Origin of the sequence: Paenibacillus macquariensis (genome assembly GCF_900156375.1) — a bacterium.
Lineage (GTDB): Bacteria > Bacillota > Bacilli > Paenibacillales > Paenibacillaceae > Paenibacillus_AQ > Paenibacillus_AQ macquariensis.
In genome coordinates, this window is record NZ_FTNK01000002.1 from 114,028 (window position 1) to 138,710 (window position 24,683).

Annotated in this window: 17 protein-coding genes; 13 read left to right on the forward strand and 4 right to left on the reverse strand. The window is 43.2% G+C overall.

The window, feature by feature from the left end:
- The first annotated feature begins 24 nt into the window (after positions 1 to 24).
- The 12 genes from thrS to BW961_RS03545 all read left to right on the forward strand — a co-directional run bounded on the left by thrS (position 25) and on the right by BW961_RS03545 (position 19,492).
- Entirely contained in the window at positions 25 to 1,944 is a 1,920-nt protein-coding gene (gene thrS / locus BW961_RS03490; RefSeq protein ID WP_068580725.1) for a threonine--tRNA ligase, read from the forward strand.
- A gap of 263 nt (positions 1,945 to 2,207) precedes the next feature.
- Positions 2,208 to 3,428 (forward strand): helix-turn-helix domain-containing protein, encoded by a 1,221-nt coding sequence (locus tag BW961_RS03495; protein WP_068580727.1) that lies wholly within the window; start codon positions 2,208 to 2,210, stop codon positions 3,426 to 3,428.
- Between the two features lie 48 nt (positions 3,429 to 3,476).
- Positions 3,477 to 4,502, forward strand: a complete 1,026-nt coding sequence (locus BW961_RS03500; RefSeq protein ID WP_068580729.1) for an ABC transporter substrate-binding protein — start codon at positions 3,477 to 3,479, stop codon at positions 4,500 to 4,502.
- A gap of 124 nt (positions 4,503 to 4,626) precedes the next feature.
- On the forward strand, positions 4,627 to 5,505 hold the full coding sequence (locus BW961_RS03505; RefSeq protein WP_068580731.1) for an alpha/beta hydrolase: 879 nt from the start codon (positions 4,627 to 4,629) through the stop codon (positions 5,503 to 5,505).
- 66 nt (positions 5,506 to 5,571) lie between these two features.
- Positions 5,572 to 6,357: a 2,3-dihydro-2,3-dihydroxybenzoate dehydrogenase gene (locus BW961_RS03510; RefSeq protein WP_068580733.1), complete on the forward strand. Its 786-nt coding sequence runs from the start codon at positions 5,572 to 5,574 to the stop codon at positions 6,355 to 6,357.
- Between the two features lie 31 nt (positions 6,358 to 6,388).
- Complete coding sequence (gene dhbC / locus BW961_RS03515) at positions 6,389 to 7,600, forward strand: isochorismate synthase DhbC (RefSeq protein ID WP_068580734.1); 1,212 nt, start codon at positions 6,389 to 6,391, stop codon at positions 7,598 to 7,600.
- 6 nt (positions 7,601 to 7,606) lie between these two features.
- Positions 7,607 to 9,229 (forward strand): (2,3-dihydroxybenzoyl)adenylate synthase, encoded by a 1,623-nt coding sequence (locus tag BW961_RS03520; RefSeq protein WP_068580736.1) that lies wholly within the window; start codon positions 7,607 to 7,609, stop codon positions 9,227 to 9,229.
- A 43-nt stretch (positions 9,230 to 9,272) separates the two neighbouring features.
- Entirely contained in the window at positions 9,273 to 10,220 is a 948-nt protein-coding gene (locus tag BW961_RS03525) for an isochorismatase (protein WP_068580738.1), read from the forward strand.
- Between the two features lie 27 nt (positions 10,221 to 10,247).
- Positions 10,248 to 17,429 (forward strand): amino acid adenylation domain-containing protein, encoded by a 7,182-nt coding sequence (locus BW961_RS03530; RefSeq protein ID WP_139331525.1) that lies wholly within the window; start codon positions 10,248 to 10,250, stop codon positions 17,427 to 17,429.
- A gap of 16 nt (positions 17,430 to 17,445) precedes the next feature.
- Positions 17,446 to 17,664: an MbtH family protein gene (locus BW961_RS03535; RefSeq protein ID WP_068580742.1), complete on the forward strand. Its 219-nt coding sequence runs from the start codon at positions 17,446 to 17,448 to the stop codon at positions 17,662 to 17,664.
- Positions 17,665 to 17,843: 179 nt separating this feature from the next.
- Positions 17,844 to 19,049 carry an MDR family MFS transporter gene (locus tag BW961_RS03540; RefSeq protein WP_068580744.1) on the forward strand — a complete coding sequence of 402 codons (1,206 nt, stop codon included), beginning with the start codon at positions 17,844 to 17,846 and terminating at the stop codon, positions 19,047 to 19,049.
- A gap of 20 nt (positions 19,050 to 19,069) precedes the next feature.
- Positions 19,070 to 19,492, forward strand: coding sequence for a VOC family protein (locus tag BW961_RS03545; RefSeq protein WP_068580746.1), 423 nt, complete (start codon positions 19,070 to 19,072; stop codon positions 19,490 to 19,492).
- Between the two features lie 301 nt (positions 19,493 to 19,793).
- On the opposite strand, the gene aspA is transcribed toward BW961_RS03545, so the two are convergent.
- Both aspA and BW961_RS03555 read right to left on the reverse strand, forming a co-directional pair.
- Positions 19,794 to 21,203: an aspartate ammonia-lyase gene (gene aspA, locus BW961_RS03550; protein ID WP_068580748.1), complete on the reverse strand. Its 1,410-nt coding sequence runs from the start codon at positions 21,201 to 21,203 to the stop codon at positions 19,794 to 19,796.
- A gap of 116 nt (positions 21,204 to 21,319) precedes the next feature.
- A complete protein-coding gene (locus BW961_RS03555; RefSeq protein ID WP_068580750.1) occupies positions 21,320 to 21,868 on the reverse strand; it encodes an NADPH-dependent FMN reductase in 549 nt (182 codons plus the stop codon).
- A 119-nt stretch (positions 21,869 to 21,987) separates the two neighbouring features.
- Here BW961_RS03555 and BW961_RS03560 point away from each other — a divergent pair, with 119 nt between their 5' ends.
- Positions 21,988 to 22,650: an SDR family NAD(P)-dependent oxidoreductase gene (locus BW961_RS03560; RefSeq protein ID WP_082867341.1), complete on the forward strand. Its 663-nt coding sequence runs from the start codon at positions 21,988 to 21,990 to the stop codon at positions 22,648 to 22,650.
- Positions 22,651 to 22,719: 69 nt separating this feature from the next.
- On the opposite strand, the gene BW961_RS03565 is transcribed toward BW961_RS03560, so the two are convergent.
- Positions 22,720 to 23,340: a TetR/AcrR family transcriptional regulator gene (locus BW961_RS03565; RefSeq protein WP_068580752.1), complete on the reverse strand. Its 621-nt coding sequence runs from the start codon at positions 23,338 to 23,340 to the stop codon at positions 22,720 to 22,722.
- A gap of 45 nt (positions 23,341 to 23,385) precedes the next feature.
- The gene (gene fabV, locus BW961_RS03570; RefSeq protein WP_068580753.1) at positions 23,386 to 24,576 is read right to left on the reverse strand and encodes an enoyl-ACP reductase FabV; all 1,191 of its coding nucleotides are present in this window, start codon (positions 24,574 to 24,576) and stop codon (positions 23,386 to 23,388) included.
- Between the last annotated feature and the right edge of the window lie 107 nt (positions 24,577 to 24,683).

The window sequence follows — 24,683 nt, forward strand, 5'->3', positions numbered from 1 at the left end:
TATGTGAAATGGAGGCTAATCAAGATGAATGAGATTAACGTAAAGCTGCAAGATGGAACAGTTAGGAGGTATCCGCAAGGAACCACGATATTAGAAGTAGCAGAATCAATCAGTACAGGTTTGAAGAAGAATGCGGTGGCTGGAACAACGAACAGCACATTCGTTGATCTCAATCACTCGATTGAGCATGATTGCCTCGTCGAGTTGATAACACTTGATAGCCCAGAAGGATTAAATATATATAGACATACTACTGCACATGTCATGGCACAAGCGATTAAACGTTTGTACCCTTCGAAAGATGTGAAGTTAGGAATTGGACCTGTTATCGAAGATGGATTTTATTATGATATCGATATAGAGACACCTTTATCTGTCGATGATCTAGCTGCGATTGAGACAGAGATGAGCAAAGTCATTCAAGAGAATCTGCCTATCTTGCGTCGAGAGGTGAGTCGAGAGGAAGCCAACCGAATGTTCGTGCAATTGGAAGAGCCGTTAAAGCTAGAACTCATTGCCAACTTGCCGGAGGACGCAGTCATTTCGATTTATGAGCAAGGGGAGTTTGTAGATTTATGCCGGGGACCGCACTTGCCATCTACTGGACGAATTAAAGTGTTTAAGTTATTAAGTGTAGCGGGGGCATACTGGCGCGGGAACTCGGATAATAAAATGCTTCAGCGTATCTATGGCACTTCTTTTCCGAAAAAGGCAGATCTCGAGGAACATCTGTACCTGTTGGAGGAAGCGAAGAAACGTGATCATCGTAAGCTGGGTAAGGAACTCGAATTGTTCATGTTCTCAGAAGAGTCTCCTGGAATGCCTTTCTATCTACCTAAGGGCATGGCGATTCGAAACACACTTGAACAATACTCTCGTGAGTTACAAAGACAATGGGGCTATGAAGAGGTATTTACACCGCTGATGATGAACAATCGGCTATGGGAGCAATCCGGACACTACGAGCATTACCGTGAGAATATGTATTTTACGAATGTGGACGAAACAACCTTTGCACTCAAACCAATGAATTGTCCGGGGCATATGCTTATTTTTAAAAATAGTCTACACTCCTATCGAGATCTACCTATCCGCTTATCTGAATTTGGTCAAGTTCACCGCCACGAATATTCGGGTGCACTGAATGGGATGATGCGAGTTCGTACATTTTGCCAAGATGATGCCCACATATTTGCTCGTCCGGATCAGATTGAAGAAGAGATTAGTCGAGCTATTGCATTGATTGATCATATCTATAAGGTCTTTGGATTCGAATATAAGATTGAGCTATCCACTCGCCCAGAAGATTATATGGGATCGGATGAACTGTGGGATATTGCTGAACAATCTTTGGCAAATGTGCTTGATCAGCGTGGCATTCAATATCGTGTGAATGAAGGTGATGGTGCATTCTACGGACCTAAAATAGACTTTCACATTCAAGATGCACTCAAACGAAATTGGCAATGTGGCACGGTTCAATTGGACTTCCAGATGCCAGAGAAATTCGATCTGACATACGTGGGAGAATACAATCAGAAGCATAGACCTGTTGTTATCCATCGAGCTATATTTGGTTCTATAGATAGATTCCTAGGCATTCTAACAGAACACTATAGTGGAGCATTTCCAATATGGCTCGCACCGGTACAAGCCAAGATTTTGTCCGTGTCCGAGAACTATAATGATGTTGCCTTTCAGGTGAAGAAATCGTTAGAACAGGCTGGAATACGAGTAGAGATTGATGTGCGCAATGAGAAACTTGGTTATAAAATCCGTGAGGCACAGCTAGAGAAATCACCATATATGCTTATTATTGGAGAGAATGAGAGGAATTCAGATAGCGTGTCAGTACGTAAGCGCGGTGAAGGCGATCTAGGCATTAGGCGTGTGAGAGAATTGATTGAGATGGTGAAAGAGGAAGTCCATACTCAAATGTATTAAAGATGTAGGATGAACTCAGATAAGGGTAGCTGTAAATAATATTAATAACTGCAATGAAGAACCCGTAGAAGGTTTTTGCTTGATACCTAAGCAAATCTTCTGCGGGTTTTTATTATGTATTGAATTCGGTATTTCCAATATTTGATTGACTGATGGAAAGACGATATGCTATTTTAAAGTGTGATAATGATTATCATTTTCGATAAGAATTCCTTATCTAATACTTAAATGAACTGAACTCACAAATCTAAAGGAGGGTCTTTATGCTTCCAGACAAAGAACTGCTGACAGACAATAGCTTACATACGACGGAGCAGAATCCCAAGAAGAGTCTGATTGAGATCAGAGAATACATGAACCAGTGCTATAATGAACCACTTTCTATAAGACAATTAGCAGAAATGGCGGATATTAGCCCAAAGTATTTTGGTGATCTTTTTAAAAGAACATTTGGGATGAGCGCTATGAATTATTTGACATACATCCGAATTAATCATGCCAAGCGATATCTGACAGAATCCGATGAGCTATTGAGAGATATCGCCTTAAAGGTAGGATATAGTGATGAGTTTTATTTCAGTCGTATATTTAAGAAAGAGGTGGGTGTGCCCCCATCGGATTATAACAAGCATAAGAGGCAACGCATTGCTACATGTTCCTCATCCGTTACAGGACAATTGATTGCCCTGAATATTGTACCTATGTCAGCACCTTTGGATCCGAAATGGACGGATTATTACTATAACGCTTATAGTACGAAGATTAAGTCACACTTAGATCTTAGTGACCCTTATATTACTAAGAAATTCGAAGCTAATTTGAGGAAGTTAGCCCAAGACCGACCTGATGTAATTATAGGTACAGATCAGTTCTGTCCCGAGGATAGAGATCAATTAATGGCGATTGCTCCATCCTTTTTTGTCCCGACAAAGCATGTTGGATGGAGAGATCAACTGAGGATGATTGCGCAATTTCTGGATAGGGAGGATAGTGCCAAGTTATGGATCGAGCAGTATGATCATAAAGTTCTGGCAGCTAAAGATCACATCGGCCAAGTGTTAGGAAGTGACAGAACTATAGTGTTGCGAATCTATGGACCCAACATCTATATGTATTGGAATCGAGGCTTAGAGGATGTGTTATATCAAGATCTGAATCTCGAAATACTTAATCGGTTAGAGGTTTCATCTAACATAGTTGTAACGATTGAGGAATTAGCAGTGCTCAATCCAGAGCGTATTCTGCTGGTCGTGTGCCCTGAGGCTTCATCACGTACATATTGGTTAGCTCTGCAACATTCAATAGAATGGATTCAATTGACAGCAGTAAGAAACAGGCATGTATATTACATTCTATCTGATCCATGGTTTGAATATTCAGCTGTTGCGATCATTCGAATGTTAGATGAAGCTTTACTCCTATTTACAGGAAAATGTCCAAATTCATTTCAGGATTATGTCCATGGTGAATTCGATAGGATATGACATATAATAATTCTCAGTGATAATCATTATCATAGGAGGAAATGAATTATGTTTCACATCAACACCAGACTTAACAAGGTTATGAGAAAGAGGGCTTCCGTATGGCTGTGCTTAGCACTTACAGGAAGCTTACTTGCTGCCTGTGGATCTAATAATAGTGTGGACACGACAGCACAGAAAACAACTGTGGCAGCAACAACTACGGCAGTACCTGTGGACGAGGAGAAAACAGTAGAACCGGCTGCAGAACGTATTTTAAAGGACGATCTTGGTAACGAGGTGAAGATTCCAGCAACAACGCAGAGGGTATTTGCTCCTTATCTCGAGGATTCTCTACTTAAGTTAGGTGTCAAACCGGTAGTTCAATGGTCAAACGGTAAGATGGGACATGAGTATTTGAAAGAGGAATTAAAAGATGTTCCGAAGCTAGATTTCTCAGGTGGGCTACCATCGCCAGAGGTGCTAATGTCATACAATCCTGATCTAATTATTCTACACACAGCTAGTTATGCAAAAGATGGCATGTACGAGAAATATGCTAAGATCGCACCGACGTATGTGTTTAATAATGCTGCTGGAGATATGGATAAGACACTGGGTACGCTCGGGGAATTACTCGGAAAATCTACAGAAGCTGATTCAGTATTGAAGGCATATGACCAGAAAGTTAATGAAGCGAAAGAAAAGATAGCTGCATCAGCTGGAGGCAAAAAGGTGGCTATTATCCGCTTTGCACCTAGAGGCGTTAGTTTGATGGGTGGAAAATATTTGTGTGGATATGTCTTGAACCAACAACTAGGCATTGGGATGACCAAGTTGACGGAAAATGAGAATAGTCTAGATGTATCGATGGAAGTACTCCCTCAAATTGATGCTGACTACATATTTGTGATTAATGCATATGATCAAGGTACTGCGCGGTTGAAGGAAATGACGGATAGCGCTATTTGGAAGAGCATCCCTGCCGTGAAGCAAGGACATGTGTATGAGGTGAACGATGAGTATTGGCTTGGAAGTGGTCTGATCGCTTATGAGAAAATTATTGATGATACGGTCAAGATACTGACTAAATAATTGCAAATTATTTCTTATCCTCTCCCTTAAAGGTATACAGGTGAAATGACATTGAAAGATGACGTTATCATGTAGCCTTTAGGGGAGATTTTTTGCACAAAAAAACGGGTGGTGTTGGGTCATTATGAGTATTCATTTAAATAGACAAGATGGAATTACGACGATACAAGACTTCTCACGAAGTAGGATTGAAATCCCACGTACCGAACAATGGTTTATGCAATCACGTGTGGGAAATCGTAAATATAAAATTATGGTGGCAATACCTTACGAAGCAGCCCCACCTTCTGGCTATCCAGTCATTTATATGCTAGATGGTAATTCAGTTTTCACAACGATGGTAGAGGCGTTAAGAATGCAGTGTCACCGACCGGATAAGACGGGGATAATACCCGCAATCATTGTAGGCATCGGGTATCAGACGAATCGACCATTTGCTCCAGATCGATATTATGATTACACGCCAGTTCCATCGTTCGAATATCAGCATAATTCTGACGGAACTCCTTTACCCGAACAAGGTGGAGCGCATGCGTTCTTATCTTTTATAGAAGAAGAACTGAAACCACAGATCGAACATGAATTCAATATCGACAGGAATAGACAAACGATATTTGGTCATTCTCTTGGAGGTCTTTTCACATTATATGCACTGTTTACTAAGCCTACTGCCTTTCAGCACTATATTGCCGGTAGCCCATCTATTCATTGGAATAGAGAAGCCTTCTTTGAAGAAGAGCAGAAGTTTGTGGGGCGCTTAGAACAGGAAGTGGTCAACGTTGAGGTACTGATTGGGATGGGAGAATTGGAGAAGAGTCACGTCTCTCGTAATCTGTATCATGCGAAAGAACTATCTGAACGTCTCTCTATGCTCTCAGATCGTGGTTTAAAGCTGACATTTAAAGAGTTCGAGGATGAAGGTCATGTATCCGTATTACCGGTATTGATAAGTAGAACTTTACGTCGTGTGCTTAAACCTGAGAAATCTACGATAAATAGATGATCGTGAAGATGAGGGGAAGATTACAGGGCAATACAGGTCTGCAAAGAAAGGGAGGGGAAGGATGGAGTGGGATTCACGGGAATCAAAGGTAAAGTAGCTCTTGTGACTGGTGCTGCACAGGGAATTGGCGAAGCTGTAGCTCGAGCATTAGCTGAGTTGGGAGCTATTGTTGCAGCAGTAGATCTGAATGTAGAAGGACTTAAAGGACTGGTAGCAGATTTGAGTAATCATGATCATCAGGCTAAGGAGTATCCAGTAAACGTAGGTGACAGCTCAGCTGTCGAGAGCATTGTGGAGCGAATCGAACGCGAGTTGGGCCCTATAGAAATTCTTGTTAACGTGGCAGGCATTCTTAGAGTAGATCCCATTGAATCACTAAGTGATGAAGATTGGGTGGAAACGTTCAATGTGAACACGAATGGTGTCTTTTATGTCTCTCGCTCGGTTGTAAAGCGAATGGCTCTACGTCAGACGGGCTCTATCGTGACAGTAGGTTCTAATGCAACACGGGTACCACGAATGCATATGTCAGCCTATGCCGCATCGAAGGCTGCAGCAACGATGTTCACCAAGTGCTTAGGGCTGGAGCAGTCCCATAACCATATTCGGTGTAATGTTGTTTCTCCAGGTTCCACAGATACAGCGATGCAGCGAGCGTTATGGAACAGTGATGACGAAGCTCAAGGCGTCATCGCAGGTAATATCGAGTCGCATCGGGTGGGAATCCCACTTGGTAGATTAGCAATGTCCTCGGATATTGCTGATGCAGTGCTCTACTTGCTTTCCGATCAGGCAAGGCATATTACGATGCAAGATTTATGTATTGACGGCGGCGCCACATTAGGAAGTTGACCAATGACCAATTGAAAGGAGAGAGATAACCATGTTGAAAAATGAAGTTGCTCCAGCAGTAGCAACACAACTTCTTGAAGATTACCGAGAAGGTTCTTCGTTTTTTTGGTCTTCACCAGAGCGAACGCTATTAGCAAGAGGTGTACATGCTAGATTATTATCGAATGAGCATGGTGAATCGAATAACTTCGAGAACTTGCCAGAGCGTATTGCAGAACTCCTTGCTCACACGAAGAAATCTGGTCATGATATCTCGGTTGTTGTAGGTGCAATCCCATTTGATTATACGAAACCAAGCGAACTTATTGTGCCTATGAGTGCGGAATGGGCAGGTCCTTTACTTCACAATTCGGAGATAAAGGTGAATAAATCACTTATTACTGACTATGAGGTTCAAGAGGTTCCTGAAGCAGCTGAATTTGCCAAAGGCGTAAATCAAGTATTATTGCGTCTTGCACAAGGGGATGTTCAGAAAGTAGTTCTATCCAGATCTATTCATATTACGTTGCCGACGGTAGTGGATACACATGGATTACTTCGGAATTTGGCTCAGAACAATACACATGGCTATACCTTTGGGATAAGTCTGTTGAATGAGGAACCTCATACGTTGGTTGGTGCAAGCCCGGAATTGTTGGTGAAGAAGGCAGGTATCCAGATCATAGCTAACCCATTGGCAGGATCTGCTGCTCGAAGTGAAGATTCAATTGAAGATGAACGACGGGCAGTTGCATTACTTGCTTCATCCAAGGATAGACATGAGCATGCTGTGGTCGTAGCTGCTGTGGCAGCAGCACTCCATCCTTATTGCAAGACATTAGTCGTTCCCGATGAACCCTCACTTGTTCAGACCAATACGATGTGGCATTTATCGACGGAAATTGTTGGCGAGCTTGATGATATTCGGACTTCGGTTCTAGAGCTAGCAGTGGCGTTACATCCTACTCCTGCTGTCTGCGGAACACCCACGGATCTAGCAAGAGAAGTCATTAAGGAAATTGAGACATTTGAACGAGGTTTCTTCACTGGAATGGTAGGTTGGTGTGATTCCAATGGGGATGGTGAATGGGCGGTTACCATTCGCTGTGCTGAAGTTACAGGTCGTTCGCTTCGTCTGTTCGCAGGAGCGGGAATTGTGGGCGGATCGACTGGAGAGGCTGAGCTTGCGGAGACTTCAGCGAAATTCCAGACGTTATTTGTCGCCATGGGGTTGAAGCAACAAGTAGATGAGATGGGGGAGTGATCATTCATGTTATCAGGATGCCCCACATGGCCTATGGCGTTTGCAGAGCAGTATCAGAATGATGGGTGCTGGTTAGGAGAAACGTTTGGCGAACTATTACGTCAACGCGCAACCACATACGGAGAAGAGATTGCAATTGTCAGTGGTGAACGTCGAATAAGCTATGCAGAGTTAGATGCAAGAGTAGATCGATTGGTACAAGGATTGTACGACTTAGGAATTCAGGCACAAGATCGAGTCATCGTACAGCTCCCTAACCTCCCAGAATTTCTTGAAGTCTGTTTCGCCTTGTTTCGCTTAGGAGCACTGCCCGTGTTCGCCTTACCCTTACATCGAAAGTCAGAGATTACCTATATATCCGAGTTTTCAGAGGCGGTTGCTTATATTATTGCTGATGTGGATTCGGGATTCGATTATCGGGAACTTGCCTTACAAGTGAAAGCCAATGTTCCGACCTTGCAACATGTCATTGTGGTAGGAAAACCAGGCCCATTTATCTCACTCAGCGATATGTATACAGAACCAGTAAGTCAATTGCGAGAGCCAAGTCCAAGCGATATAGCATTTCTACAGTTGTCAGGTGGGACTACAGGATTACCGAAATTAATTCCTCGAACACATGATGATTATATATACAGTTTACGGATGAGTGCCGAGATATGCCTTTTGGATGAGAATACGGTTTATCTTGCGGTACTTCCTATTGCACACAATTATCCGCTAAGTTCACCTGGTGTTCTTGGGACGTTGTATGCCGGTGGTCGCGTTGTTCTTGCTCGTGGTGCAAGTCCGGATGAAGTATTTCCACTGATATCCAAAGAACAGGTAACAATTACGGCTGTCGTACCACCTGTTGCCCTGATTTGGCTTGATGCAGCAGGATCAAGATGTCCTAATCTAACTTCTCTTCAAGTATTGCAGGTTGGTGGTGCGAAGCTCAGTGCAGAGGTAGCAAGGCGTGTGAGATCAACGCTCGGATGCACGCTTCAACAGGTATTTGGAATGGCTGAAGGACTTGTTAATTATACTCGGCTTGATGATCCAGAAGACATCATTGTGAATACACAGGGAGGACCGATGTCACCTTATGATGAGATACGGATCGTAGATGATGAGGATAATGACGTAGAGTTAGGGATCGTTGGCCATCTTCTGACACGTGGACCCTATACGATACGAGGCTATTATAAGGCGGAGGAACATAACGCTAAGTCGTTCACAACAGATGGATTTTACCGTACGGGAGACCTTGCAAGTCTGAACTCAAGTGGCTACCTAGTCGTAGAAGGTCGTGACAAAGACCAGATCAATCGAGGTGGAGATAAGGTAGCGGCTGAAGAATTAGAGAATCATATCTTAGCACACCCTGGTGTTCACGACGTGGCAGTGGTCGCGATGCCTGACGAATTTCTTGGTGAACGTACGTGTGCATTCATTATTCCACATGACTCATCTCTCACATTCGCGGAGGTTAAAGTCTTCCTGAGAGAACGAGGATTAGCATCTTACAAGATACCAGATCGAGTTGAGTTCATTGATACATTCCCCAAGACAAAAGTTGGCAAAGTGAGTAAGAAGACGCTTCGTGAAATCATTATCCAGAAGCTAAGCTCCCTTTCGAATTCCTAATGATAATGAAGTGACTATATTAATATTGAAATGAGGAGTTAACATGGCTATTCCAAATATATCGCCCTATCCAATGCCTGTACAATCTGATCTACCAACAAATAAAGTAAGTTGGACTATCGATCCTAAGCGAGCAGTGTTACTTATTCATGACATGCAACAATATTTCCTGGATGCGTTCGATGTTCAGGAATCGCCAGTTGTAGAGCTTATTGCGAACATCCAACAACTCCGGATGTATACTTCTGAACTTGGAATACCTGTAATCTATTCGGCACAACCTGGAGGACAGACACCTGAACAACGTGGATTGCTGCAGGATTTCTGGGGGTCTGGTATTAATGGTGGCCCAGCTCAGAAGCAAATCGTACAGGAACTTTCGCCAGGCGAAGAGGATATTGTTCTGACGAAGTGGAGATATAGTGCATTTCAGAAGACGGACCTGCTGAAGTTGATGAATCAGCAAGGTCGAGATCAATTGATCGTGTGTGGGATCTATGCCCACATCGGCTGTCTTTTAACTTCCTGTGAAGCATTCATGCAGGATATTCAACCTTTCTTTATCGCAGATGCAGTAGCAGATTTCTCTTTGGAGAAACACAGAATGGCAATAACTTATGCATCCGAGCGATGTGCAGTTACTATAACGACGCAACAACTGATTGAAGATCTAAATCGGAAGCAGGTGGCAAGGGACCTGAGTTCAGCTGACACCGAAATACAAGCACCGATCACACAGGAGTCATTACGTGAAGAGATAGCTTGGATCATTAAAGAGCAACCCAAACATATTGGAATACATGATGATCTGATCAACGTATGGGGGTTGGATTCAATTAGAATCATGAGTCTAGTTGAAGGGTGGCGCAGTAGAGGGATTGAGATTACTTTCGTAGAGTTGGCTGAGCGGCCGACGATAGCCGATTGGTGGGCGTTGATGTCTTCAGACGAGGACAGCCATTTGCCAAATGTCGATTATTTCAATGTATGAAGGAGGGGATGAAAGGAGGTTATGATCATGTCTGAAGGTGGATGTACTCGATTAAATTTGACCGGAGCACAGTCTGGTATATGGTTCGCACAGCAACTTGACCCGGATAATCCGATCTTTAACACTGGCGAATGGATTGAAATACATGGTCGAGTAGAACCTGAAAGGTTCGAGCTTGCGTTGAGGCAAGTTGTGAAGGAGTCACAGACGTTACATCTTCGATTCGGTGAGGATCAAGATGGGCCATGGCAGACAATAGATCCAACTTTCGATTGGCATTTAAACGTTATAGACGTTAGTGGGGAGAAGAATCCGCACGAAATAGCAGTGGCATGGATGAATGAGAATATGAGCAAGCCGATTGATCTGAAATGTGGACCTTTGTTTACGGAAGCTTTGTTTAGACTAGCACCTGATCGGTATTATTGGTATCAACGAATTCATCATATTGTCATTGATGGCTTTGGGTTCTCATTAATAGCAGGAAGAGTAGCTAACATCTATACTGCTTTAGGACAGAACCGTTTATTTGAAAAAGGACATTTCGGGTCATTACAATCCATTCTGGATGAAGATTCGGAGTATCTTGTATCAGATCAAATCGAATTGGATCGTCAATTCTGGACATCACGCTTTGCTGACGAACCTGAGGTGGTAAGCCTTGCTAACAAGGCGTCGAGATCTGCGAGAAGCTTTATTCGACAGTCTGCGGAGCTAACTCCTCTGGGAATGAATGGTTTGCAAATCGTAGCAAGTCAGGCAGGCTCAAGTTGGCCTGAGGTGGTGATTGCAGCTACAGCCATTTATACGCATCGGTTAACGGGAGCAAACGAAATTATTCTCGGTCTACCTATGATGTGTCGGTTGGGATCCGCATCACTTCGAATTCCAGGTATGGTCATGAATTTGTTACCCCTTCGTTTGGACGTACGAGCGGATATGAATCTAAATGAACTTCTACAACAAATTACACAGGAGATTCGTGAAATTAAGCAACACCAAGGTTACAGACAACAAGATCTACGTCGTGACCTTAAATTGCTTGGAGATCAACGAAGATTGTTTGGACCTGTCATTAATGTCATGCCTTTTGACTATGATCTGAGTTTTGATGGGTATCGAGGGACAACAAGGAATATTTCAGCAGGTCCTGTAGACGATTTATTAATCAATATATACAACAGATCTGATGGAAGTGGCTTGCGAATCGACTTTGATGGTAATCCATCAGTATACAGCTCAGCTGAGTTGGAGGCACATCATCGACGTTTTCTAAATCTCTTAGATAAGCTTTCAGTAGCTGAAATCGACCAACCGATCTCGCGAATCGATTACCTTCTCATTGAGGAACGCCAACAAGTGTTGACGAAGTGGAATGAAACCACGCATCATGTGCCAGAAACATTTCCGTACATCTTATTTGAGGAACGAGTGGTAGAAACACCGAATGCTATCGCCTTATTCCTTAAAGAGGAATCTTTAAGCTATGCGGAGTTGAATAGACGAGCGAACCGTCTCGCACATCTCATGATTGCACAAGGGGTTAGACCAGAAGGCATTGTTGCACTCGTGCTGTCACGTTCGATAGATATGGTAGTCGCTATCTTAGCTGTACATAAGGCGGGAGCGGCATATCTTCCAATAGATCCAGATTATCCAACCGATCGAATTGTTTATATGCTGGATGATGCTAGGCCAATGTATGTCATTACAGATACTCAGGTTAGAACCAATCTATCAGATCTGTATATAGTACCTAAGCTCTTCATAGATGATCCAATTACCAGAAATATACTCAAGCAGTATGCTGACCATAATCCTATCGATGCTGATCGCATAAATGATGTATCACCTCTTAACCCCGCATATATCATCTATACTTCAGGCTCAACCGGCAAGCCAAAAGGAGTTATGGTGACTTTTGGTAGTCTGACTAATCTACTCATTGCGATGCAAGATCGGTTCCAGTTAAGTGAAGAGGATCGATTGTTATCCGTTACCACGATCGCGTTCGACATATCTGTGCTTGAAGTGTACCTTCCTTTGGCCACAGGCGCGAGTATGGATATTGCTACAAAAGAAATGATCATGGATCCTGTCTCATTGGGTAGGCGGATCAGAGAGCATGGCATAACCATAATGCAGGCAACCCCTACATTATGGCAGGCCTTTGTTACAAGCAAACCGGATAGATTCGATGGGCTCCGAATTATTACAGGTGGAGAGGCATTTCCGATCGGACTTAAAGTTGCACTGCAAGAGCTTGGTTGTCAGATTAATAATCAATATGGACCAACAGAAACGACCATTTATTCTACGGCAGCGCTTCTTGGAAGTGAGCTTACACTTAAGCCCTCTATCGGTGGGCCAGTATGGAATACGCAAGTATATGTGCTTGATGAATCGCTTCAGCCCGTACCTCCAGGGACAGTAGGTGAATTGTATATCGCTGGTGCGGGCTTGGCTCGAGGCTATTTATGTAGACCCGGACTAACAGCGGAGCGTTTCGTTGCTGATCCAATCGGCCCTGCCGGTACGCGCATGTATCGTACAGGTGACCTTGTGAGACATCTTACGGATGGTTCTATCGATTACTTGGGAAGAATGGATCACCAAATTAAGATTCGAGGATACCGGATTGAACTTGGAGAAATTATGGCATTACTTTCACGACATCCATCCGTTGAGCAAGTCACGGTTGTTGCTAGGGAAGATGTGCCTGGGGATAAACGGTTAATTGCTTACATTGTATTAGATTCTCCTGCTAGTGTGGACGCATCTGAACTTCGGTGTTATGTCGCCAATGAATTGCCTGATTATATGATCCCATCCGTATTTGTTGAATTATCAGAAATGCCTTTAACACCGAACAAGAAGATTGATCAAAAGGCTTTGCCAACGCCAGAATATCTTACGTCGAGTATAGGCGTCGGTCCACGAACACCACAGGAAGAAATATTATGTGATGTGTTTGCAGAGATCCTTGGCCGTGCTCATGTAGGGATAGATGATGACTTCTTCCATCTAGGCGGGCATTCCTTGCTTGCAGGTAGGGTAATGGTGCGTATCCGCGATACATTCGGTGTTGAATTAGGGATGGGAAGTCTTTTTGAAACCCCAACAGTTGCGGGAATTGCTAAATTATTAGATCAGGGTCAAATAGCGAGACCGGCCATAAGTCCGGTTATACGTCCAAAGATTGTTCCGCTTTCTTTTGCGCAACGTCGTCTCTGGTTCCTATACCGAATGGAAGGTGCAAGCCCAACTTATAATATTCCACTCGTTGTTCGGTTATCAGGAGCATTAAACCTTGAGGCATTGGAAGAGGCTCTTGTTGATGTGGTAAGTCGACATGAGACGCTTAGAACCGTGTTCCCTGATTCAGGGGGTTCGCCGAGTCAACGGATTCTGAATATCGAGGAAGCACGACCTGTGTTAATTCGGACAGAAACAAGTGAAGTTTCGTTTGATGAGACGCTTACGGAGGCCATTCGCTATAGCTTCGAGTTGTCATCAGAGCCATCGATCCGTGCGCAATTGTTTATACTTGGTCCGGATGATTATGTGTTATTACTTCTCTTGCATCATATTGCGGGTGACGGTTGGTCATTGATTCCATTATCACGAGATCTTTCCGATGCATACGTTGCACGATGTGTTGGTGAAGCTCCCGCCTGGTCACGGATGCCCGTACAATATGCAGACTATGCGATTTGGCAAGATACTCTTTTGGGAAATGAACATGATTCGGATAGTCTTATTGCCACACAACTTGAGTTCTGGACGAAGAACCTTGAACATCTACCAGATCAATTAGAGTTACCAACGGATTACCCAAGGCCTTCAGCCGCAAGTTATCAAGGAGGAGTAGTTCCATTTCAGATTAGTCCGCAGCTGCACGTTCAACTATTAGAAATTGCCCGTGACAGCAGATCAAGCGTGTTCATGGTGTTACAGTCCGCACTTGCTGCTCTTCTCACGCGACTTGGTGCAGGTAACGATATTCCCATAGGCTGTCCAATTGCAGGACGGAGTGACGATGCAGTAAATGGGCTAGTTGGATTGTTTATTAATACCTTAGTCTTACGTACAGATACATCTGGCGATCCTAGCTTCCGAGAACTACTTACGAGAGTTCGTGATGTGAATCTCGCTGCGTATGAACATCAAGAGTTGCCTTTCGAGCGTTTGGTTGAAGTGCTTAATCCTGTGAGATCGAGATCCAGACATCCACTGTTTCAAATCATGTTAGTGTTACAGAATACATCAGATGCAATGTTAGATTTCCCCGGTGTGGCAAGTAGACTTCAGATTGAAGCTGTGGGTACGGCCAAGTTCGATCTTACGCTGGAGTGTAATGAACGTCGTAAATCGGATGGCACACCTGATGGACTGGAAGGGTTACTGGAATTCAGCACAGATTTGTTCGAACGCAGTACGGTAGAAGTCATGGCTACTCGATTCTTACAGTTGTTGAAAGCTGTGGTGGATGAACCGAATAAGGCCATCGGGCAATTTGATATTCTATCGTCCGCAGAGCGTCAAAGTATAATGATGGAAATGAGCGCAGATTCAGTACAGTCACCACAAGTCAGTCTGCCAGAGCTATTCGAGGCACAAAGTGCTAAGAATGGAGAGGCTGTAGCTCTCGTCTTTGATGGTATAACTCTTAGCTACGAAGAGTTGAACATTCGTGCGAACCAGCTTGCGTACCTGCTTATTGAAGAGGGAGTTGCGCCTGAACAGATGGTGGCCTTAGCGTTACCTAGGTCATTGGATATGGTCATTGGAATTCTAGCTGTTTTGAAAGCAGGAGCCGCCTATTTGCCTTTAGACCCAGACTATCCGAGTGACAGACTCACATATATGCTTGAGGATGCAGCGCCGGTTATGATGATTACAAATGTTGAAGTTGATTCTAGAACATCTATTGTCGGTGGTCTTCCGATTATTGTACTGGATGATACGGCAACTGTGGAACGACTACGACAATACGCTTCTATCAATCCAAGCGGCGCTAACCGAAGAGGAGGGTTATCTCCACTTAGTCCGGCATATATGATTTATACTTCAGGATCAACAGGGAAACCAAAGGGAGTCGTCATTCCTCATCACAATGTAGTCCGACTTTTTGAGTCTACTATGCCATGGTTTGATTTTGGTTCTGAGGATGTGTGGACGTTATTCCATTCCTATGCTTTCGACTTCTCCGTGTGGGAGTTATGGGGACCTCTCTTACATGGTGGACGACTTGTTATTGTTCCTCATACGATAAGTAGATCACCGGGAGATTTCCTAGAGCTTCTTACACAGGAGAAAGTGACGGTCCTGAATCAGACGCCATCTGCCTTTTATCAACTGATGCAAGCAGATCGAGAGAATCCTACCTTGGGACAGGAACTCTCATTACGATATGTTATCTTCGGTGGTGAGGCGTTAGAGCTCGGTCGATTGGATGATTGGTATGACCGCCATAGTGACGACGCTCCGAGACTGATCAACATGTATGGCATTACCGAGACAACGGTACATGTCAGTTACATGGAGTTGAACGTAGATAGTGCTCTACATCGAGGGAGTAGCCTCATCGGTCAATCGATTCCAGATCTCCGAGTGTATGTATTGGATGATGCATTACAGCCTGTTCCGACAGGAGTTACAGGAGAAATGTATGTTGCTGGGCAAGGATTAGCGAGAGGGTACTGGCAGAGACCGGGACTTACCGCCGAGCGATTTGTAGCTGATCCATATGGTCTTCCAGGAACAAGAATGTATCGTACCGGAGATCTTGCTAAACGGTTAAGTGATGGCACGCTTGATTATCTGGGACGTGCGGACCAACAAGTGAAGATTCGAGGGTTCCGTATTGAGCCAGGAGAGATTGAGGCCGTCCTTGGTAGGCATCCCGAAATAGAACAAGTAGGGGTAGTGGTTCGTGAGGATCAGCCTGGAGACAAACGTCTTGTAGCATATGTTGTCCCAGCTCTAGGGACTGCAACGGATGCGGTTGAGCTACGCAGATATGTTGGAGCTATCCTTCCTGATTACATGGTCCCATCTGCAATCATAAGTATGGATGTTTTGCCACTTACTCCGAACGGTAAGTTAGATCGAAAAGCTTTACCAGCCCCAGACTTCTCCATAGTTCTTGATGGACGTGGACCTAGAACACCACAGGAGGAAGTGCTATGCGAATTATTTGCTGAGGTTCTTGGACTGAAGCGAGTAGGCATTGATGATGGATTCTTCGAGTTAGGAGGTCATTCATTATTAGCAGTACGTCTCATGAGTCGTATTCGTGAGGCGTTGGGTCGAGATCCAGGTATCGGTATCCTATTTGAAGCACCTACTGTGGCAACACTTGCTGAGAAGCTCGATATGGAAGAAGGGCATAGTAGTGCACTTCAGGTATTGCTTCCGCTTAGAACACATGGAGATCAGATCCCGTTATTCTGTATTCATCCTGCGGGAGGGCTTAGTTGGTGTTATGCAGGATTGATGAAGCATCTCAGTATGGATCATCCAATCTATGGGTTGCAGGCACGTGGGATTGCACAGTCTGAGGCATTTCCGAGGACACTTGAGGAGATGACAATCGATTATATAGAACATATCCGATCGATACAACCAAAAGGACCGTATCAGTTGCTGGGGTGGTCTTTAGGAGGTAATGTAGCCCAAGCGATGGCTGTGCAACTGCAAGCAGAAGGGGAAGAGGTATCTTTCCTAGCTATGTTGGATGCTTTCCCAAGCCATTACTTGCCAATACGAGGAGAACCAGACGAAGAAGAAGCATTGGTCGCACTATTGGCTTTAGGTGGATACGATCCGGACACGATTGGTGATGGGCCGCTCGATATAGCAAGGGCTATCGAAATTCTTCGTAGTGACGGTAGTGCTTTAGCTAGCCTTGATGAAGCTATTATTATGAATCTTAAAGAAACCTATGAGAACTCTGTGCGAATACTAGGTGAATTTGTTCCCAAACGATTTAAGGGAGATCTTCTATTCTTCCATTCGACGATTATACCGGATTGGTTCGATCCTATAGAGCCGGAAATGTGGGAGCCCTTTATTGAAGGAAAGATTGAAAGACATGATATCGCTTGTCGACATAAAGATCTATGTCAACCTGGACCACTTACTGAGATTGGGAAGATTATATCACTAAAACTTACATCTAGTATTCGATCTGAAGTTAGACTTTAATAGGAGGTAATATATAATGACAAATCCATTTGACCGTGAAGATGTGACCTATCTAGTTCTGATGAATGACGAGAAGCAGTATTCTCTCTGGCCTAGTTACATCACAGTGCCCGAAGGATGGATTGTTGTTGTAGAACATCAGTCACGTGAGGTATGTCTGGCGTTTATTAACACGCAATGGACGGATATGAGGCCGAGAAGTCTGCAACCGATAGTCAATTCTATGAACTTATAACGGAGAAGATTCAAATAAGAAATAGTCGGCTGCGAAGGCAATCCGGCTATTTCTTATTTCATATAATATCTATCATGCAGTTTAGCAAATATACGTTCTGTGTTAGAATAATAAAATTAGTTCGGATACATAAGCAGTGAAAATAAATTACAACTTAGAGTTGGAGAAAGCGACATGATATGAAATCACAATTAAAGAACATTCATCCCTTATCATGGACGATTATTCTGGGGTCGATTTTTGGTCGAATGGCCACGTCCATGAGTATCCCTTTTTTATCTATTTATTTGATTAAAACAATGGGTGCATCTGCGTCACAGACTGGAATCGTTGTTGCTGTAAGCTCGTTAATTGGTGTGTTTGCTAGTTTCTACGGAGGATACATATCTGATATTATAGGTCGGAAAAAGGTGCTGTTGATCTCGGTATTCGGCTGGGCTCTAGTCTTTATAGGGTTTGCCGTTGCAGACGAAATCTGGATCTTTTTTGTCGTGAATGCACTTAATGGCCTATGTCGTGCGATGTTTGAGCCAACATCTCGCGCCTTGCTTGCAGATATTACACCTCAGGAAAGCAAGTTACTTGTATTTAACTTACGGTATGCCGCAATTAACTTGGGTGTTGTATTTGGACCTATATTGGGCTTGCAAATGGGAGCATCAGGGTCCAGCTGGTCTTTTGTTATTGCGGGGATCGTGTACTTATTCTATGGCGTGACGTTGATTATTCAATTTATTAGATACCCTGAACTGGGTACTGCTACTAGTAGCAGTAGTGAACGGGTTACACTCATGGGTGCGCTCCGTGCTATTAGTGGGGACCGCATATTTATGTGTGTGCTGATCGGAATGATATTTTGTGTACTTGGTTACGGACATTTCAGTTCTACTTTAGCACAATATATGGAGATGAGCCCAACAATTGAAGATGGAGCGAAGTGGTTTAGCTATATGTTATCACTCAATGCGATCGTGGTGCTGGCATGCCAGTTCCCTGTAGTTAAATACGCGAGTAAGTTACCACCAGTTATTCCGCTTATACTAGGAAGTGCATTCGTATCTATCAGTCTACTATTATTTGGAATCTTTCAATCTCTCATTGGATTAATGGTTGGTGTCGTGTTATTCACGATAGGTGAGGTATTGATGTTTACGATGACGGATGTGCTTATCGACCGCATCGCCACACCAGAACTGCGTGGGACATATTTTGGAATGATCGGATTCAATAATTTGGGGAATGTGATGGCACCGTTGCTAGGAGGATTTCTCTTGGATGCATTAGGCGTAGATTCATCCGTTATTATATTCACGATCATTGCTGTGACATCAGCCTTTGGAATACCGTTCTTACTCTCTGCTAATAGGATTATGAAAAGACAATAATAGAACGGAGAGACTACTAAATGTTACACCATGTTGAATTGAACGTTTCAAACTTAAGTGTAACAAAGGATTTCTGGGGTTGGTTTCTTATCAAATTAGGCTATGTAAAATATCAGCAATGGGAACAAGGTGTGAGTTACAAATACGATAATACTTATATTGTATTTGTACAAGCAAAAAGAAAGTATATGGGTATCCCGTACCATCGACGTCGCGTAGGTCTTAATCATCTGGCTTTCCATACAAATTCTAAGGAACAAGTCAATGAGATCATGATAGAACTAAATAAGAGAGCCGTAAAAATACTGTATTTGGACAAAAAACTACGAGCTGGATGGCAAGATACATATGCGGTATATTTCGAAGACCCGGATAAAATAAAGGTTGAATTAGTTGCTCCTATGAATGAATCTTCAAATGCATCAGTTTTCAATCACATCTGAATAATCTCACATATCGAATAGATAAAGACCTGAATTCACGCCATTATTATTATAATATTACAGCATATGAAAAATTCATAACAATGAGAAAAACGAATCTAGTCACATGATATAAGCGCATCATGTTCATGTACCTATATTTGAACAAAGGTTCGAATCTAAACGCATTTAAATCAAAGAAACAATCATAAGAGGGTTAGGACCAGCATGTCTGGTTCTAACCCTCTTATGATTGCAAATCATGTATTTTCAATAAAATAAGTTACTGATGATGTCGACCTTCACTACAAGAGAAGCTATCTTACTCCTTATGAAGTAATTCTGCACCTGCGATACCAGGGTTCGTCATTTGATACGGATCAAGTATGATGTTCAGTTCCTCTTCGGTCAACACATTGTAGAGGAGACATAGACTACGTACCGATTTACCTGTATTAATAGCTTCCTGAGCAATTCGGGATACGACTTCATAACCTAAGTGCGGGTTAAGCGCCGTAATAATACCTACGCTGTTCTCCACATATTCACGACAATGATCTACATTGGCTTGAATACCCTCAATACAATGTTCTCTAAAGACGCGGAACCCCTGATTCATAATTTCTAAAGACTGAAGTAAGTTGTATACCAATACCGGTTCCATAACGTTCAATTCCAATTGACCTGCTTCTGATGCAAGGCAAATGGTATGGTCATTACCGATGACTTGGAATGCAATCTGAGTGATGACTTCACACATCACAGGGTTTACTTTACCTGGCATGATGGATGATCCTGGTTGACGGGATGGGAGCGTGATTTCTCCCAATCCGGCTCTTGGACCCGATGCCATGAGACGAAGGTCATTAGCGACTTTCGACATATTCATCATACAGATTTTCAGTGCTGCTGAGACTTCTGTATAAGCATCCGTGTTTTGCGTTGCATCTACCAGATGCTCTGCAGGTTCTAAAGGAAAGCCACTTAGTTCTGCAAGTATTTCTGCTACACGCTTAATATAAGTTACATCTGCATTAAGCCCCGTACCGACCGCAGTCGCACCCATATTAATATCGAGTAGGTTGGTTTTAGTGGAAGTAAGTCGCTTTATATCTCTTTCAAGCACACGAGCGTAAGCTTGGAACTCTTGACCGAGACGGATAGGCACGGCATCCTGTAAATGGGTTCGCCCCATTTTGATAACACCGTCGAACTCCATAGCTTTATCACTGAACGCTTTATGTAAGTCTTTCATGGTCAGAAGTAGCTTCTCAATCATCGTCAGTACCGCTAAATGGACTGCAGTGGGGAAGGAGTCATTCGTGGACTGGGCCATGTTGACATGATTATTCGGACTAATGTCCGCGTAACTTCCTTTTTCCTTGCCTATGATTTCAAGGGCACGATTAGCAATGACTTCGTTGGTATTCATATTAATGGATGTACCTGCACCGCCTTGAATGGGATCGACAATAAATTGATCGAACCATTGACCACCAATAATTTCATCAGCGGCTTGAACGATGGCATCACCCTTAGATGTGAGTAGTCGTCTAATCTCCATATTTGCCATAGCTGCACCTTTTTTGACCATAGCCATGGCACGAATTAATTCGGGATGAATGCGTTGCCCAGTAATAGGGAAATTCTCTGATGCTCTTATGGTTTGAATACCGTAATAAGCGTGTGACGGAACATCTTTAGTACCAAGAAAGTCTTTTTCCAATCTCATAATATGAATTCCTCCGAGTGTGAAAAGATAGTAATATAATCCTGGTGTAAGCACTTTATTTACCAGACTCGGTCTCATTATAGTCGTTTCATGTCAGGTTATCAATTGTAATTTTCTTATCTGACGGAACAAGCTTGCTCAAGCCCTCGAAGCACGGTTAAAAACTCCTTTTTTGTTTCGGAATCTGTGATAACCCCATCTTGATTAAGCTTCAAAGTGATGTGTGGGATGATCATCGTTCCTCCATCTACAATTTCAGCATTAATCATTTGAAGAGTAAGTAAAAGAGAGGCATGTGCCTTATCACCGCCCATAGGTGATGGAGAGGCACTGATTACAGCAGTAGGTTTATTGACAAACTCCCCTGAGGATACGATCCAATCTAAGGCATTCTTCAATACGCCAGGCACACCATTTCCATATTCAGGCGTACATATAAGCACTCCATCGGCTTCCTTAAGCAGTGATCTCAGTTCTTGGACAGTAGCGGGTCCTTCGTCGATATCGATGTCAGGGTTGAAATGTGGAAGGTTTCCCAAACCTCGATATGTAGTGAAAGTCATTGGTTCTGAAGATAATGCAATAATAGCGTTCATTAGTGCGGTATTGGAAGATTTCTGACGAATACTTCCTGAAATTGCTAATATTTTAGTGTTCTTGACCATTTACCGATTCAACTCATTTCTGTTGTGATTGTCGCGCCAGAATCTATTGTAACACGTTGTTAATGGAGTTCAATAAGAGCAGTTGGCGGAATATGAGTGTTAAGTAATCACAAATTTAAATGACACACTGTATATTACTTCACAAATTGGACAACAAGGTGTATACTTCTCTTGCAAACGAAATTAAAAGTAGTGGTGGAGAAGCGATTGCTCTTCAACATAATGTTGCTTCTGAGGACGATTGGAAGAGAGTCATCGAAGAGACACTTAAACAATACGGGAAAATAGATATTCTAGTTAATAATGCCGGTATTTCTTCAACTATGACCATTGCTAACTTGGAGATGGATCATTGGAATAAAGTGATGGATATCAACTTGAATGGTTGTATGTTGGGTATGAAATACGTTATCCCTGAAATGCAAAAGGTAGGGGCAGGTTCAGTTATCAATATTTCTTCTATCGGGGGTATTGTAGGTATGGATGGTTCGAGCGCATACACAGCTGCCAAAGGTGCACTTCGGGCGATCTCTAAAGCTGCTGCGGTTGAATTCGCTAAATCGCAAATTCGCGTAAATTCAGTTCATCCGGGTATTATTGAAACACCAATGACGGCGCCAACCTTTGAATCCGCTACGCCATTTTATAAGACATTCACACAATTACCTTATTTCGGCAAACCTGAAGATATCGCTTATGGCGTATTATATCTAGCTTCTGATGAGTCCCGGTATATGACTGGATCGGAACTGGTTATTGATGGTGGCTGGACTGCTTTGTAAATTGTAGACATGAAAAGAGCGCCCTCGTATTCACGGGAGCGCTCTTTGTACATCATAAGCAGATTATTTCTATTGGACTTTATGTCCGGGTTGTATAATATATGGACCTTTAATGGAGAGATTCATCAATTGTGAGGCCATATCTTTCTCTGGGTAAGGCATTTGGTTCTCTATCCACCAGATGATCACCTCAAGAAAGGCTGACTCCACATATTTAATAATCACATCACGATGTGCAGTAAGGTTATTGTCATTCGGTTCAATGTGGTTAATCCCTTGGGACACAAATTCATGGATGAGATCCATCAGTCCAGAGGAAAAGGCAGGAATCCGATTCTTCACCAACAATGCCTGATACTGTCCGTAATGTTCACCAACATGGTGGAAGAGCCGTATGAAACTGGGATGTGCCTCACCGCTGGTGAAATTAAACTGTTCAGGCTCTTCGGTGGAATATTCCATCGACTCCCGAAGTTCTTGAAGCAGCTCAGTGATGCATTGCTGAACCAAATCCTGTTTATCATTGAAATGGAGATAAAAGGTAGCACGTTTAATGGTAGCAAGGTCAGCGATATCCTGCACGGTAATTTGTTCGAATTCGCGTGTTTCTAGTAATTCAAACATCGCTTTACGAAGCAGACGCTGCGTGCGAACGACCCTCGGGTCTATTTTTTTAGGCTGAAATGCCATATATTATCGTCCTCCAATGACGAGTCTTGCACGATTGCGTATTGATTATTGGGAGTTAGGGACCTGAACATCAGGGTTAATATCAGCATCATAATCGACACCTTCGGATTCAAATCCAAACAGTTGGAAGAATTCGCGGGTGTATCCCTTAAGATCCGTAAGTTCATAAATATTTTCGGTCGTGATCTGATTCCAAATCTGTGTGACTTCAGCTTGTACATCTTCGCGTAATTCCCAATCATCGATGCGAATGCGGCCTTTTTCATCTACAGGTGTACCATTATCCGTGTACAGACGTTCATTAAACAATCGATACGTTTGCTCAATACAGCCTTCGTGAAGTCCTTTTTCCTTCATAACTTTATATAAGGCAGAAACATATAACGGTACAACTGGAATAGCGGAACTAGATTGCGTCACAAGTGCCTTACTTACACATACATAAGCACGCCCCCCGCCTATTGCGAGTTGGTCATTCATTTGTAGGGCCGTTGCCTCAAGGTGATCCTTGGCTTGACCAATGGAGCCATCTCTATAAATAGCTTGCGTGATTTCTGATCCGATGTACGAGTATGCGATAGTGGTTGCGTTATCAGCTAGTACGCCAGCTTGACGAAGTCCATCGATCCATAGCTGCCAATCATCGCCACCCATCACTGTGACCGTATCATGTACTTCTTGTTCGGTTGCCTCTTCAATTGTAACTTGACTCACTTCGCCCGTATGGAAATTGACGGTTTGGTTCGTAAAAGACTTCCCAATAGGTTTAAGTACGGAATTGACCATTTCCCCCGTCTGTGGGTCAACTCTGCGCGGGGAAGCTACGCTATAGATGACTAGATCCACTTGGCCCAGTTCAGTGCGAATAAGTTCGATCGTCTTGTCCTTTGTCTCGGAAGAGAAAGCGTCACCTGTGACACTGTATGATTTGAGACCAGCAGCTTCTGCTGCTTTCTCAAACGCTGCAGAATTGTACCACCCAGCTGAAGCGGTACGTTTCTCACTTCCACCACTTGGGCGGTAAACACCAACTGTGTTTGCTTGTGCTCCAAACGCAGCAACAATTCGAGATGCCAGTCCATAGCCAGTAGAAGCTCCGATGACTAATACATTGCGGGGACCCTTAATTGCTGGATTCGCTTGTACATATTCTATTTGTTGCTGTACCTGACTAGCACAACCCACTGGATGGGATGTCGTACAAATAAATCCACGTGTTCTCGGTTTAATAATCATTTGTGTATTAATTCCTCTCTTTAACAGAACCTGATTAATAGTTTACTTATGTAATCGCCCCAAGTAGCTTTGTGTGAACGGGGATTCATTATTGACTGATGATACCT